This window comes from Salarchaeum sp. III, assembly GCF_036418315.1.
Classification (GTDB): Archaea; Halobacteriota; Halobacteria; order Halobacteriales; family Halobacteriaceae; genus Salarchaeum.
In genome coordinates this window covers 1-14,080 of record NZ_JAZHPG010000014.1, presented here as the reverse complement: position 1 = coordinate 14,080, position 14,080 = coordinate 1, and the positions used below count along the sequence as shown (strand labels likewise).

Genomic DNA, 14,080 nt, shown 5'->3' with positions numbered 1-14,080 from the left:
CGAACAATCCGGCGACAATCAGGAGAGTCCCGAGACGTAGTCGGGAACCAGCGGGTTGCGCGTCAGGACTGCTCGGGGTCGCCGACCGTGATGACGGGGACGGGGGCGGACCGCACCGTCTTCTCGGCGACGCTCCCGAGGAGGATGCGGTCGGTGCCGCGTCGTCCGCTCGTTCCCATCACGACTGTGTCGATGTCGGCGTCGTCGATGCAGTCGAGGATACCGTCCACCGGACTCCCCTGGTCCACGTGCCGGACGATTTCCTCGACGCCGTGCTCCGCGGCGGTCGCTTCCAGGTCGTCGAGCGCGTCGTTCGCAGCCGTCTCACCGGCCGTGGGCGAGCGAACGTCGAACCCCGCGAACGCGGTGTCGACGACGGACAGCGCGTGCACGGTCGCGTCGAGCGCGCCGGCGAGCGCGAGGCCGTGTTCCGCCGCCCGGGTCGCCCCCGGACTTCCGTCGGTCGGAAGCAGGATGTTTTCGTATGGGAACGCGAGCTGTTCGTCGTCCCGCATCCGTGCGGTCAAAACGGGAACGCCGGAGAGTCGAACCACCTTCTCGGTAACGCTGCCGACGAGGTACCGCGACACGCCCCGTCGGCCGTGCGTCGGCATCGCGATGAGGTCGTGGCCGTACTGCGCGGCGTACTCGGCGATAGTCGGTGCGGGATTCCCCTGCACGACATCAGACTCGTGGTCGACGCCCTCGGCGCGGAGCGCTCGTTCGGCCTCCGCGACAATGTCCTCGCCCTGTTGTGCGAGCGCGTCCACCGTCCGGCCCTCGACGACGGTCACTGAGTCCCGCGTCGTGTCCGCGACGAACAGGACGTGCACTGTGGCGTCAAACTTGCCTGCGATGGCGGCGGTGTGCTGGAGGACCGCCGCGGCGCCGTCACTCCCGTCAAAGGGGAGCAGAACGTCCTCGTACATACTGACGGATACAGTCGGACCCCGCAAATCGTTTTGGGTCACGTCCAGGGCTTCCCGCCTACCACTCGATGTACGCGAGGTACTCATCGCCCCCGTACTGCGTGAGCCAGGTGCCGTAGGCGTCGGTGCGAGAGAGCGCGTCGTGCGCGTGGAACCGCTCGACGACCGACTGGAACGCGTCGCTCTCCTCGAAGTACCCCTCGTCGATTGCGGTTTCAACGACCTCGCGTTCGCCCTCCGAGAGCCCGGAGAGCGTGAACCGGTATCGCTCGCGAATCCGGCTGACGAACGCATCTACGCTGTCAGCGACCTGCGTCACCTCGTAGCGATACGTCTCACGGGTGCTCTCGTGGGAGGTGACGGTGACGCGGTACCGGTCGCCCTCGTAGACGAGGATGTCGTACTGGGGGTCCGGGACGAACACGGACTCTCCGACTTCGTCGGCCGTGCCGTAGTGGACGACGATGTCCTCGCCCTCGACGGTGCGTTTCGACTCGCTCGTGACGATTTCGTCGAGTCGTCGCTCGTCCGCGGGCGGGAGTTCCGTGTAGGCTATCTCGCCGCGCGACGGCGTCTCGTCCGCGGGATTGAAGTCGAGGCGGAGTTCGTACTCCGTCACCTCGGTGCTGTCGAGGCGCGTCTCCGAGACCTCGTAGACGGTGCCGTTGACGCGAACCGCGTTCGCGTCGTGGAAGAGCCGACTCCGGCGGGTTCGCGTGACGGAGTCGTTGTCGCGGGCGGCCGCGACGACCGCGTACGCTTCCGAACCCGGGTCGGGGGCGCGCGAGCGCTCGTCGGCGATTCGTGTCGGGGTCGCGTCGGTCATGTCGAGGACGACCGGCGGGTGGGCGCACCCGGCGAGCGGGAGGGCGAGGACGGCGGTGCCGCCGGCGAGGAACTCGCGGCGTCGCATACCCGGCGAGAGAACGGGCCGCGGTGAAAGCTTTCGGCCGATGTCTCCGACTCAGACCGTGTCGTCGGGCATCCGGTAGGTGAGGACGATGACGACGACCATCACGGCGGCGAGCGCGACGTACCCCTCGTCGAAGTAGCCGTAGTCGGCGACGACGCCGAAGACGACGGGGCCGGCGGCCGCGATGGACGCGGTGAGGGTGCGGATGACGCCGAGGCCGGTGCCCTGCATCTCGTCGGAGAACGCGTCCGCGAGGAACGACTGTGTGACCGCGCCGGTGCCGAGCATCGTGCTGACGAGCGCGGTGACGCCGACGAGCAGCCACGCGTCGTCGAGCAGGGGGAGGAGGAGGAAGCCCGCGGCGGCGGGGAGGAGGATGGCGACGAGCGAGTGCCGGATGCCGACGCGGTCGTACGCCGCGCCCGCGAGCGGTTTCACGAGCACGCCGACCGCGAAGAAGAACCCGAAGAGGACGCTCGCTTGCAGAGAGGTGAGCCCCTTCACGGTCGTGAGGTAGGTCGGGAAGAACGCGGTGAACGACTGCCAGATGAAGAGGTAGAGGAAGAGGATGACGGTCATGAAGCCGAGCGAGGGCGTGCGGAGTTCGGAGACGATACCGAGCGTGTCCCGGAGGGACAGCGTGGACCCGCCGGTGGGCGTCTGTCGGGGCGTGACGGCGTAGATGGCGACGCCGGCGACGAGGAGGAGCGGGGCGACGAACCCGAGGCCGGCCTGCCACGCGACCGCGGTCGCGAGCGCCACGGCGACCGGCGGGAGGACGGTCTGTCCGATGTCGCCGGTCGCCATCGTGACGCCGAGCGCGCTCCCGAGCCGGGTCGTGTAGAGCTTCGAGAGGATGGTGATGCGGGCGATGGGGTAGAGGGAGTGGCCCGCACCCCAGACTGCCGTCGCCGCGAACAACACGAGCGGCGACGCGGAGGTGGCGACGAGCGCGAGCGCGCCCGCGACGGCGACGACGCTCACCACCATGAGCGCGCGCTCGTCGTACCGGTCGGCGAGCATCCCACCCGGGAGCTGGCCGATGGCCGCGAAGAACCAGAGCACCGTCACGAGGAACCCCGAGAGCGTGAGGCTCAGGCCGTAGTCCGACCGGAGGAACGGGATGACCACGGGGTACACCATTCGCACGCCGTTCAGCAGTCCCCAGCCGGTCGCTATCGCGACGAGCGAAACGCCCGTGCCGTCGTCCCAGAGCCCGGCCGCCTCCCGGCGGAGTTCCGTTCGCAAACCCATCTATCTATGGTGGGCGGCCGCGCCGCGATGAAAGTGCTGATACACGGACGGCGACCACCCAATGCGCGCCCCGACGAGCACCCTCCCGCCGCCCGACGAACACACTCAGCAGAAAATTAGACAGTTCTAAATTTAGGTTTACTAGGAACTATTTTATAGATTGGTATAGTAGGGTCCTTCGAGAAGAATGCTCGAAATCGTCTGTTCTCGGCGTACGCTCCCGACTACGCTGCGGGAGGAGAGGGTGTCGTGACCGCCGCGCTCTCGTTTCTCCCCGCGTTCACGGTCGCGGACGCCGCCGACGCGTTCGTGTTTTCCGTCCGCGATGGCTTCGTGCAGGTGAGCGCGTTCGTCGCCGTCACCGTCCTCCTCTTCAGTTACGTCCAGTACCGGACGGGCGGCCGCCTCGTCACCTACCTCACGGAGAACGAGCGCGTGCAACCGCTCGCCGGCGCGCTCCTCGGCCTCACCCCCGGGTGCGGCGGCGCTATCATCGCGATGCCGCTCTACATTCGGGGCACAGTGAGTTTCGGCACCGTCATCGCCGCGCTCGCCGCGACCGCCGGCGACTCCGCGTTCGTCATCCTCGCGCTCGCCCCCGAAGCCGCCGCCTACGCCTACGGCCTGGCGTTCGTCTCCGCCGTCCTCTTCGGCTACGCCGTCGACCGCTACGGCCTCGGCGTGGCGCGCGTCGACCGCGCCGTCACCCGCCTCAGCTACCCCGTCACCGACGGCGGATTCGCCACCACGAACGTCGCCGCCGGCGGCCCCAGCCTCCCCGACGACGACCAGGGCGACCACGCCACTCCCGACTCCGCGCGCGTCGAACGCGCGCCCCACGGCGTCCGTGACACGTGGAACCGCTTCGTCCGCCGGTTCACCCCCGCGCTCACGACGTTCACCCACGTTGTCCACGTCGTCTGGTGGGTCGTCGCGTTCGCGGGTCTCGCGGCGGGCGTGCTCTACCTCGCGCGGGGCGCGCCCGAGGTTCCGCTCGCCTTCGCGCCGACGTTCTACGGCCTCTTCACCGTCGCCGGTCTCGTCGGAACGACCGCGTCGTTCTACCTCCACTTCGTCGGCCGCGACGTCATCGGGCCGGGCCGGGCCGGCCGCATCCGCGACGACTTCGAGAGCGCGTACGCGACGTTCCAGCACGCCGCGATGGAGACGAGCATGGTGACCGTCTGGGTCATCGTCGCCTACCTCGCCTACGAATACGCCGTCGCGCTCTCCGGCGTCGAAATCGCCGCGCTCGCCGCCGCGGCGGGCGTACTCGCGCCCGTCGCCGGCGCGCTCCTCGGCCTCGTCCCGGGGTGTGGCCCCCAGATCGTGTTCGCGCAGGTGTACGCCGAGGGCGGCCTGCCGTTCTCAGCGCTCACCGCGAACGCCGTCAGCCAGGACGGCGACGCGCTCTTCCCCCTGATGGCGATCGACATGAAGGCCGCCATCGTCGCCACCATCTACACCACCGTCCCCGCGCTCGTCGTCGGTGTGGCGCTCCACTACGTGTGGCCGTACAGCCAGTTCGGCTTCGGCGTCCTCTAACCGCGCGGCGACGAGACCCGACACCGCGTATTATTAACTCATAGCCATTTCAGTAATAACTACTGGTAGAATAGGCGGTGTTCATAGCAGGTGAATTAATACTTTTCGAGCGGGTAGGGCCGGGTAATGACTCCCTCCGAAGACCGCGGCGGCGCCGAGCGCGCGCCCGCGGACGCCGACTCACCGAACGACGCCGGGGTGACGCTCAAACTCACGGTGCCGAGCATGGACTGCGCGTCCTGCGCCGGAAAGGTCGAGAACGGCCTCAGCGGCGTCCCCGGCCTCCGCTCGTACGAGACACATCCGACCACTGGTCGGGTTGTCGCGACGTTCGACCCCGCCGACGCCGACGAAGACGAGATTATCGCGGCCGTTGAGGGCGCGGGCTACGAGGTTGTCGGCGTCGAAGGCGGCCGCGACCACGAGTCGAGCGGCGACCACGACGAGGCGGAGGGACACGACCACGGCGGCGAAACGGGCGTGTGGCGGAGCACGCGCGCGAAGAAGACCGCCGCGAGCGGCGTCCTCCTCGCAATCGGCCTGGTGTTCGAGTTCCTCGTCGCGTCGAACCCGCAGGTCGCGGCGGTGCTCGGCGAACCCATCCACCTCGCGGACGCCCTCTTCCTGTTCGCGGTCGCGGTCGGCGGCCAGGAAATCGTGCGGAACGGCTACTACTCCGCGCGGAACTACAGTCTCGACATCGACTTCCTGATGACGCTCGCCATCACCGGCGCGCTCGCAGCGAGCGTCGGGTTCGGCGAATCGCTCTACTTCGAGGCCGCGACGCTCGCGGTGCTGTTCAGCGTCGCGGAACTCCTCGAACGCGCGTCGATGGACCGCGCACGAAGTAGCCTGCAAGAATTGATGGACCTCTCGCCGGACGAAGCCACGGTGAAGCGCGGCGACACCACCGAAACCGTTCCCGTCGAAGCCGTTGAGGTCGGTGACGTGGTGGTCGTACGACCGGGTGAGAAAATACCGATGGACGGCACCGTCGTCGAAGGTGGGAGCGCGGTGAACCAAGCCCCAATCACGGGCGAGAGCGTTCCCGTCGATAAGACAGAGGGCGACGAGGTCTACGCCGGCACCATCAACGAGGAGGGCTACCTCGAAATCGAAGTCACGTCCGCGGCGGGCGAGGACACGCTCTCCCGGGTCGTCGACCTCATCGAGGACGCCCAGTCCGAGCAGACCGAACGCGAGCAGTTCGTCGAACGGTTCGCCGCCTACTACACGCCCGCTGTCGTCGCGTTCGCCGTGCTCGTCGTCCTCGGGAGTCCGTTCGTCCTCGGAACCTCGTGGACGGACGCGTTCGTGAACGGCCTCACCCTCCTCGTGCTCGCCTGTCCCTGTGCGTTCGTGATTTCCACGCCCGTCTCCGTCGTCTCCGGGCTGACGAGCGCCGCGAAGAACGGCGTGCTCGTGAAGGGCGGCGCGCATCTCGAAGCCGTCGCGGACGTGGACGCGGTCGCGTTCGACAAGACGGGCACGCTCACGAAGGGCGAACTCACCGTCACCGATGTCATCCCGATAGGCGGGAACACCGAGGAGGACGTGCTCCGGTGCGCGCGCGGTCTCGAACGCCGCAGCGAACACCCAATCGGCGACGCCATCGTCGAACGTGCCGACGAGGAAGCGGTCGCGCGCAACGATATCACGGACTTCCAGAGCATCACCGGGAAGGGCGTGCGCGCCGACCTCGATGGCACCCGTCACTACGCGGGCAAACCCGGCCTGTTCGAGGAACTCGGATTCGACCTCTCGCACGTCCACGCCACCACTGACGGCGGCGTCGTTACGCGCACCACCCAGGAGTTGTGCGAGCGCCACAACTGCCTCGACCTCCTCTCCGACGCCGTTCCCGCCCTCCAGTCCGAGGGGAAGACTGTGGTCCTCGTCGGCACGGCGGACGAACTGGAGGGCGTCATCGCCGTCGCGGACGAAGTGCGGCCGGAAGCCGCGCGCGCCGTCGAACGCCTCCACGAACAGGGCGTCGAACACACCGTGATGCTCACCGGAGACAACGAGCGCACCGCGCGCGCCATCGCCGACCAGGTCGGCATCGACGACGTGCGCGCCGAACTCCTCCCCGAGGAGAAAGTCGCGGCCGTCGAGGACATCGTCGACAAGTACGAGACCGTCGCGATGGTCGGCGACGGCATCAACGACGCGCCCGCGATGGCGACCGCGACCGTCGGCGTCGCGATGGGCGCGGCCGGCACCGACACCGCGCTCGAAACCGCAGACATCGCCCTGATGGGCGACGACCTCTCCAGACTCCCCTACATCCATATGCTCGCCGACCGCGCGAACGCCGTCATCCGGCAGAACGTCGGCGCGAGCCTCGCCGTCAAGGCCGGACTCGCGCTCGCCGTCCCATTCGGCTACGTCCCCATCTGGCTCGCCGTGCTCGCCGGCGACGCCGGCATGACTGTCGCCGTCACCGGGAACGCGATGCGGCTCTCCCGCATCACTGCCGACGAACCCGCAGAGTAGCGCTGACTCGTACTCGGCTGGCGACCGGAATTGCGCTTTGGCGAGCACCAGATAGTCGCGGTCGGGCGCGAAGAGGGCCTCTGGCGTCACGACCGGTGCCACGCATTTTCTGCCTCGTTCGCGAGGGGTGTTCTATTCCTGAACGCCTTCGGTGATGATAGTCGCCAGCCGGTCGCGGTCAATCAGCTGATCCTCCTCGAACTGGGTAGGGTAGAGACCTGTTGCGTATCGTTCGATCATAAACAGGTTGTGCAGCGGACCGGCGTATATGGGTCCCCCGCGAAACACTCGTCCTTCTTGGACGGCCGTCAGTTCGCTACCGAGGTTGTGGTCCTCAAGGTACGGGATAACCGTGTCCTCGAACTCCGCACGGGTCATCCCACGCCCGTGGTACCGGAGCAATAGGGAGTCCGGGTCGATTTCCAGCAGCGTCTCGTAATCCAGAGACTCGGAGCCAGTGTATCCCTCGACGCCCGTCCCTTCGAAGGCATCCTCGATACCGACCGCGCGGAAGTGTTCCTTGTTCGCGCCGCCACCACTGATACGGTAGGGAGTGAACGTTTCGGGTTGCTTCCCTGCAAACATGAGCGCAGCGTTTGGGCGCTCCGTCCGCGGTGGCAGTCGGGCCTGGACGGTTTCGATCAGGTCTTCGTGCATCGATTGAATCGCCTCGAAGCGTTCGCGTTCTTGGACGACTGCGGCGACCTTCTCGAACGCTTCGTACAGTGAGTAGTAGCGGTAGTCGTGCCAGTCGTCCGTGTGCCGGAAGATAAGATTTCCGAGGAACGGGGCGACGTTATTCCGGATTTCTTCGAGGTCGGACTGGTCCCACGTTGCGAGCCAGTCCGTCAGCGAGTGGGGGTCGATGAGATGCACATCTGCATTCATCTCGTAGAACGCTTCCTTGGAGACGCCGGCGTTCCACAGTTGGGTGAGACCGTCGAGGTCGATAGAGACACCGTCGAGGTCGTCATAGTGAATCGTCTTGTACCGGCCGCGGTACCAGATGGACTGGACGGCGTCGGCCTGACCCAGCGCGACCAACATGTCGATATAGTCGGCGGTAAAGGGCGCAATGGTCTCCGGGACGGACTCGAATTCAACTGTCCCTACCGGCTCCATGGTCACTGAGTATGACTGGTCGTCCGGCTGCTGGGTCTCTGTCGACGTGCCCGTGGTTGTCTCGGTTTGTTCGGGTGTGTCGCCATTGCTGTCACTGGAGCAGCCAGCAAGGAGCGCCCCACCGAGAACTGTCCCACTGTACTTCATGTAGTCACGGCGCGTCGGTGCCTCGTGTTCACTGGCGTCGCCTGCCATACGATTTAGGCCAACCTAAATATACAAAAGCGTTCTGCTTTTTAGGCCAGCCAAAATTAGGTGGGCGCCACAACGCGCGAACACATCGGTGGTCTCGGTTTGAGAACAGAAACTCGATGGTGCGGACCCGCCGTTAAGCGACCTCAATCTTCAACAACGCGTTCGTCCCGGACTGACTGAATCGTCCCTGCTCCTGACATCGCACAATCTTCGTGTCCATTTAAGCCTACGAACGAAACTGAGAATTCTGGAAGTTAGTGAGTCCGCTACCAGCGCGAAAAACGGACCGAGATCGACTTACCGACTGAACAGTACCCGAACTACCGACAGATACCGCGAAAACACGCGAAAATGAACAGCGCAGCCTTTTGATATCGCGGCATATGGTATATTGGTGGGTTTCGGGGCCGGTCGTGCACGCTACTTATTTCAGTACGGTCGGCGAAGACCAGGTCATGGTTGGCGGAACAATAGCGCAGCAGATACTCGCAGCACACGCCGAAACCCCGCAGCGTCCCGCGCCGGGAAGTCACGTCACAGTTTCCCCGGACTGGGTGCTCTGCCACGACATCTCGGCGTACGCTGGTATCGAACGGATGCACGAACTCGGGTTTTCAGACGTGACGAACCCGGAGAACGTGATTCTGGTCTTCGACCATTACGTCCCCTCGCCGAACGAGCGCATCAGCACCCAGATGAACGAGATGGAAGCCTGGGTCGAGGACCAGGGCATCGAGCACTTCTTCCCCGCCGGGAACGGCATCAGTCACAACCTCATGGCCGAGAACGGCTACTCGCTCCCCGGCACGCTCGTCCTCGGCGCGGACTCCCACACCACGACCCACGGCGCGTTCGGCGCGTTCGCGACCGGTATCGGTCACACTGACCTCGGTGAAGTTCTCGGCACGGGCGACCTCTGGCTGCGGGTTCCCGAAACGCAACGCGTCGTCGTGGAGGACACGCTCCCCGACGGTGTCGGTGCGAAGGACCTGGCGCTCGCCGCGATGCGGGAGTTCGGGACGAACGGCGCGATCTACGACGCGGTCGAGTTCCACGGGGCGGGCGTTCGCGATCTCGAGATGCACGAACGCCAGACGCTCTCGAACATCACGGTCGAAATGGGGGCGATGGCGGGCATCGTCCCGCCCGATGAGACGACTCGCGAGTACCTCGACGGCCGCGCAGTCCGTGACTACACGCCGGTCGAACCGACCGCGGACGCCGAGTACACGACTGACCGACACATCGACGCGGGCACGCTCGAACCGCTCGTCGCCAAACCGAGCGCCGTCGACAACATCGACACCGTCGCGAACGTCGCCGGCACGGCGGTCGACCAGGTGTTCGTCGGCACGTGCAACAACAGTAGCTGGGCGGACATCCAAGCGTTTGCCGACCACCTCAACGGCGAGTCGGTCGCTCGCGGCACGGACCTCATCGTCGTTCCCGGCACGAAGAACACCCTGAAACGAATGAACGAGACCGGTGTCGCGAACAGCATCCTCGACGCGGGCGGAATGGTCGGCACGCCCGGGTGTGGGCCGTGCTTCGGCGCGCACGGCGGCCTCCTCGGCGAGGGCGATGTCTGTGTCGGGACGATGAACCGGAACTTCCCCGGGCGGATGGGGCCCGGTGAGATCTATCTCGCCAGCCCGCAGACCGCTGCCGCTGCGGCCGTCCACGGCGAGGTCACGGATCCCCGCGAGGTGGTGTGAATGGAGCGAACCGGCCGCGCTCGCTTGCTCCCCGACGACGTGGACACGGACCAGATACTTCCCGGCGAATACCTGAACACCGTCGACGAAGCCGAACTCGGCCAGTACGTCCTCAACGGGTACGACGAGTCGTTCGCGGATACCATCGACGACGGGGACATCCTCGTCGCGGGCCGGAACTTCGGACTCGGAAGTTCACGGGAAGCCGCACCCGTCGCCATCAGGAACGCGAACGTCGGCGCCGTCGTCGCCGAGTCGTTCGCCCGCATCTTCTACCGGAACGCCATCAACGTCGGCCTCCCCATCGCCGAAGTCCCCGGTATCACGAACCACGTCTCCGAGGGCGATACCGTGCGCGTGGACATCGAAACGGGCGTCGTCGAGAACCGCACGACCGGCGAACGGTTCGAGATGGCCGCGCTCCCTCCGGACCTCCTCGAAATCCTCGACGCCGGTGGTCTGGTCGCGTACCGCCGACACGCGGACGATTCCTGACGCGCACCGCCGGCACGACGCGACGAGCTCGTGCGCTACCCGGTGTTGTGGATGCCGCCGTCAACCACGAGGCTTTCCCCCGTGACGTACCCCGCGAGGTCGTCGCTCGCGAGGTAGAGCGCTGCCGCGGCAACGTCGTCCGGACTCCCGAGTCGATTGAGCGGTGCGCGCTCCCGAAACGACGTTTCGGCGTCCGTTCCGACCACTTGGCTGTCCGAGCGCGTCATCTCCGTCTCCACGACGCCCGGATGAATGACGTTCGCGCGGACGCCGTGCGGGCCGAGTGCGTCCGCCAGCGCGTACGTCAACAGACGTGTCGCGCCCTTCGAGGCGGAGTAGGCGACGTACTCCCCGACCCCGTAGAGACCGGCGGTCGACGAGATGTTGACGATGCAGCCGGCCTCGCGGTCGACGAACCGCTTCGCGGCGGCCTGGGAGCCGAAGTACGTGCTCTTGACGTTCGTCGCCATCACACGCTCGAACTCCGCTTCCGTCGCCGACAGGAACTCCTCCGACTGGAAGACGCCCGCGTTGTTCACCATCACGTCGATTCCGCCGAACTCGTCGGCCGCCGCGACCGCGCGTTCGAGCGCGGCCGGGTCGCGCACGTCGCACTCCACGAACCGGCCCGCTCGGTCGGTTTCCGCACCGATTCGTTCGTGCGTCGGGTCACCGCCCTCTCTCGGTTCTTGCTGGATGTCCGCGACCACGACGTCCGCCCCCTGCTCCGCGAACCGGAGCGCGATTGCACGCCCGATACCGCTCGCGGCGCCGGTGACGACGGCAGTCTGGCCCGTGAGGAGATCGTTCACGTCCCGGCCTTCGGGGAACGGGCTCTTTGCTGTTTCGCCATCACATACCACGGGACGATGGGATTCAACGCCGACCCGTCCTGCTAGTGGGTTGTCGGCACGTACCAAGGTTTATGGTGGGGCGTCGCCTCCGCTCACACGATGGAGTCGCTCTTAGAGATCGAAGACCTCCGTAAATCGTTCGGGGCCATACACGCGAACGACGGCATCACGCTCTCCGTGGAGGAGGGGAACGTTCGCGGTATCATCGGCCCGAACGGCAGCGGGAAATCGACATTCTTCAACACCGTCACTGGATTCCACCACCCTGACGGTGGAACCGTTCGCTTCGACGGCACCGACATCACGGGGAAACGACCCCCCGAAATCGCCCGGCAGGGTCTCGCCCGCACGTTCCAGATCGTCTCTCCCTTCAAGAACCTCACCGTTCGGGAGAACCTCCTCGCGGTCAAGTCGAAGGGGTTGCGCGTGACCGACGAGAAACGTCGGCGAGCAGACGAGATTCTCGAGTTCCTCGACCTCGACCACATCGCGGACAACGAGGCGAGCGACATGAGTGGCGGCCAGCAGAAACTCCTGGAACTCGCCCGCCTCCTCATGCTCGACCCCAAGTGCGTCCTGCTCGACGAACCGACGGCCGGCGTGAACCCCGCGCTCCAGAAGCGCATCGTCGACCGTCTCAAGGAGATGAACGAACGCGGAACCACGTTCGTCATCATCGAACACGACATGGACCTCATCCGCGAGTTCGCGGACGAAGTTACCGTGTTCGACCACGGCCAGGTCATCGTCGAGGGGTCGTTCGACGAGGTGACGGCCGACTCCCGCGTCCGCGACGCGTACCTCGGCTCCGAAGACGACCTTTCCGAGGTGTTAGCATGAGCGCGGATGCGGACGCGGACGCGGACGCCGCCGCACGTCCCGCAGACCAAGAGACCATGGAGTCCATCGTCGTGGAGGACGCCGTCACGGGATACGAGAATTCGGAAATCCTCCACGGCGTCTCCATGCGGAGCCGCGACGGCGTAACGTGCATCTTCGGCCCGAACGGCAGCGGAAAATCCACGCTCATCAAGGCCCTCGGCGGGAAACTCCCCCTCTGGTCCGGGTCGAAACGCCGCGGCGACCGCGACCTCACGAACGCGAACGCGAGCGACATGGTGGACTCTGGAATCATCACGGTCCCTCAGGACGGCGGGCTCTTCCCGACGATGAGCGTCAAGGAGAACCTCCTCCTCGGCGGGTACACGGTCGACGACAAGCAGACCGTCCAGGGACGCATCGACGAAGCGCTGGCGGCGTTCCCCGTGCTGGAGGACTTCCTGTCGGCACAGGCGAAATCGCTCTCCGGCGGCCAGCAGATGATGCTGAGCTTCGCACGCGCGATGGTGTCCGGCGCGGACATCTTCCTGCTCGACGAACCGTCAGCAGGCCTCGCGCCGAGCCTCGTCGACGACGTGATGGAACAGGTGCAGACGCTCGTCGACAACGGCAAGCAGGTCGTGCTCGTCGAACAGAACGTGAAGGCCGCGCTTCCCACCGCCGACCACGTCTACATTCTCGCGCAGGGCAGCACCCAGTACGACGGCCCGCCGTCCGGTCTCGCGGAGGAGGACGAACTCATCGAACTCTACCTCGGCCTCGGGTAGTCACTGCCGCGTCAGCTCCAGTACGTCCGCTATTCTTCCCGATCCGTCTCTCGTCGCCGTCCACAACGCGTCCGCACGTTCCGCTCCGAGCACGGGCTCGGTAAGCGAATCGAATTTCTCGCGCACCTCGTCCTCACCGTACGGGTTCTCCGCACCGCCCGCCGCGTGCTGTACGGTCTCAGACAACGTCCGCCCGTCGTGGGTTTCGACGACGACGCGCGCGGACCGCCGGTCGGGCAGCCCGGCCCGCATCTCGTCGGTCGCGACGACCGTGACGCGGGCCGCGAGCGCGAGCGTCGCCTCGTCAATCGCGTCCTCGACGAACGCCTCCTTTCCCGAGGTCCCATGAACGAGCCGCGTCGCGACCGCGAACGGCACGGAGAACTTCGCCTGCAGCGCGTTCACCGGCCGGCGTTCCGCGAGGTCGGCCGCCGCCGGGTACGTTTCGACGCGAACGGACGCGACCGCGTCCGCCGACAGGCCGGACTGGGCGAGCGCGTTCACCGCATCCAGTGTCGGGTGGGTGTACCGGCACGCGGCGTGCCGTTTGAAGTACCCGCGGGTGACCTCCCACGTTTCACCGAGACCGGCGGCGAGGGCCGCCCGGTCGAACTCGGACGCGGCGAGCGAGAGGTGGCGCGCAACTCCGTCCGAGACGCCACTGAACCCAGCGCTCGCAAGGTCGGCGGCGAGGAGGGCGTCGAGGTTCGCGCGCCCGGCGAACGCCTGCCGCACCGTCGCGCCTTCCGTCGCCGCCGCCATGAGCGTGTGCTGGGCGTCCTTCGCCGCGATACGCGCCGCCCGCCGCACACCGTCCGCGTCGTACCCGCGGTAGGTAGCGACCGCGACCGCGCCGCCGACCGCACCCCAGACGCCGTGTGGATGATAGCCGTCCGCGAGCGGGTAGCAGGCGCGGCCGGCACGCGCCGCGGTTTCGTACCCCGCAACGAACGCC

The 14,080-nt window shown here is 66.6% G+C and carries 12 protein-coding genes; 6 read left to right on the top strand and 6 right to left on the bottom strand.

The features are described 5' to 3' along the window. Window positions 1–62 precede the first annotated feature (62 nt). Genes U3A55_RS01860 through U3A55_RS01850 form a run of 3 tightly spaced genes read right to left on the bottom strand, consistent with a single transcriptional unit; the run spans window position 63 to window position 3,096 of the window. Entirely contained in the window at window positions 63–929 is an 867-nt protein-coding gene (locus U3A55_RS01860; RefSeq protein WP_330989821.1) for a universal stress protein, read from the bottom strand. A gap of 58 nt (window positions 930–987) precedes the next feature. Beyond that, a complete protein-coding gene (locus tag U3A55_RS01855) occupies window positions 988–1,842 on the bottom strand; it encodes a hypothetical protein (RefSeq protein ID WP_330989820.1) in 855 nt (284 codons plus the stop codon). Between the two features lie 51 nt (window positions 1,843–1,893). Continuing rightward, window positions 1,894–3,096 carry an MFS transporter gene (locus U3A55_RS01850; protein WP_330989819.1) on the bottom strand — a complete coding sequence of 401 codons (1,203 nt, stop codon included), beginning with the start codon at window positions 3,094–3,096 and terminating at the stop codon, window positions 1,894–1,896. Window positions 3,097–3,345: 249 nt separating this feature from the next. Between U3A55_RS01850 and U3A55_RS01845 the strand changes: the two genes are divergently transcribed. Next, a complete protein-coding gene (locus U3A55_RS01845) occupies window positions 3,346–4,641 on the top strand; it encodes a putative manganese transporter (protein WP_330989818.1) in 1,296 nt (431 codons plus the stop codon). Between the two features lie 126 nt (window positions 4,642–4,767). Then, window positions 4,768–7,137, top strand: a complete 2,370-nt coding sequence (locus U3A55_RS01840) for a heavy metal translocating P-type ATPase (protein ID WP_330989817.1) — start codon at window positions 4,768–4,770, stop codon at window positions 7,135–7,137. A 132-nt stretch (window positions 7,138–7,269) separates the two neighbouring features. On the opposite strand, the gene U3A55_RS01835 is transcribed toward U3A55_RS01840, so the two are convergent. Further along, entirely contained in the window at window positions 7,270–8,454 is a 1,185-nt protein-coding gene (locus tag U3A55_RS01835; RefSeq protein WP_330989816.1) for an ABC transporter substrate-binding protein, read from the bottom strand. 455 nt (window positions 8,455–8,909) lie between these two features. On the opposite strand from U3A55_RS01835, the gene U3A55_RS01830 reads away from it, so the two are divergent. Together U3A55_RS01830 and U3A55_RS01825 are read left to right on the top strand one after the other, a co-directional pair. Further along, window positions 8,910–10,169: an aconitase/3-isopropylmalate dehydratase large subunit family protein gene (locus U3A55_RS01830; protein ID WP_330989815.1), complete on the top strand. Its 1,260-nt coding sequence runs from the start codon at window positions 8,910–8,912 to the stop codon at window positions 10,167–10,169. Further along, the gene (locus tag U3A55_RS01825; protein WP_330989814.1) at window positions 10,170–10,664 is read left to right on the top strand and encodes a LeuD/DmdB family oxidoreductase small subunit; all 495 of its coding nucleotides are present in this window, start codon (window positions 10,170–10,172) and stop codon (window positions 10,662–10,664) included. It abuts the gene before it with no gap. Between the two features lie 35 nt (window positions 10,665–10,699). Here U3A55_RS01825 and U3A55_RS01820 read toward each other — a convergent pair whose 3' ends face one another. Continuing rightward, the gene (locus U3A55_RS01820; protein WP_330989813.1) at window positions 10,700–11,476 is read right to left on the bottom strand and encodes an SDR family oxidoreductase; all 777 of its coding nucleotides are present in this window, start codon (window positions 11,474–11,476) and stop codon (window positions 10,700–10,702) included. Between the two features lie 141 nt (window positions 11,477–11,617). Here U3A55_RS01820 and U3A55_RS01815 point away from each other — a divergent pair, with 141 nt between their 5' ends. Then, window positions 11,618–12,358 (top strand): ABC transporter ATP-binding protein, encoded by a 741-nt coding sequence (locus U3A55_RS01815; protein WP_330989812.1) that lies wholly within the window; start codon window positions 11,618–11,620, stop codon window positions 12,356–12,358. Further along, window positions 12,355–13,125, top strand: coding sequence for an ABC transporter ATP-binding protein (locus tag U3A55_RS01810; protein WP_330989811.1), 771 nt, complete (start codon window positions 12,355–12,357; stop codon window positions 13,123–13,125). The genes U3A55_RS01815 and U3A55_RS01810 overlap by 4 nt, the downstream gene beginning before the upstream one ends. Here U3A55_RS01810 and U3A55_RS01805 read toward each other — a convergent pair. Next, window positions 13,126–14,080: MmgE/PrpD family protein (locus U3A55_RS01805; protein ID WP_330989810.1), on the bottom strand; the 955-nt coding region annotated here is incomplete at its 5' end.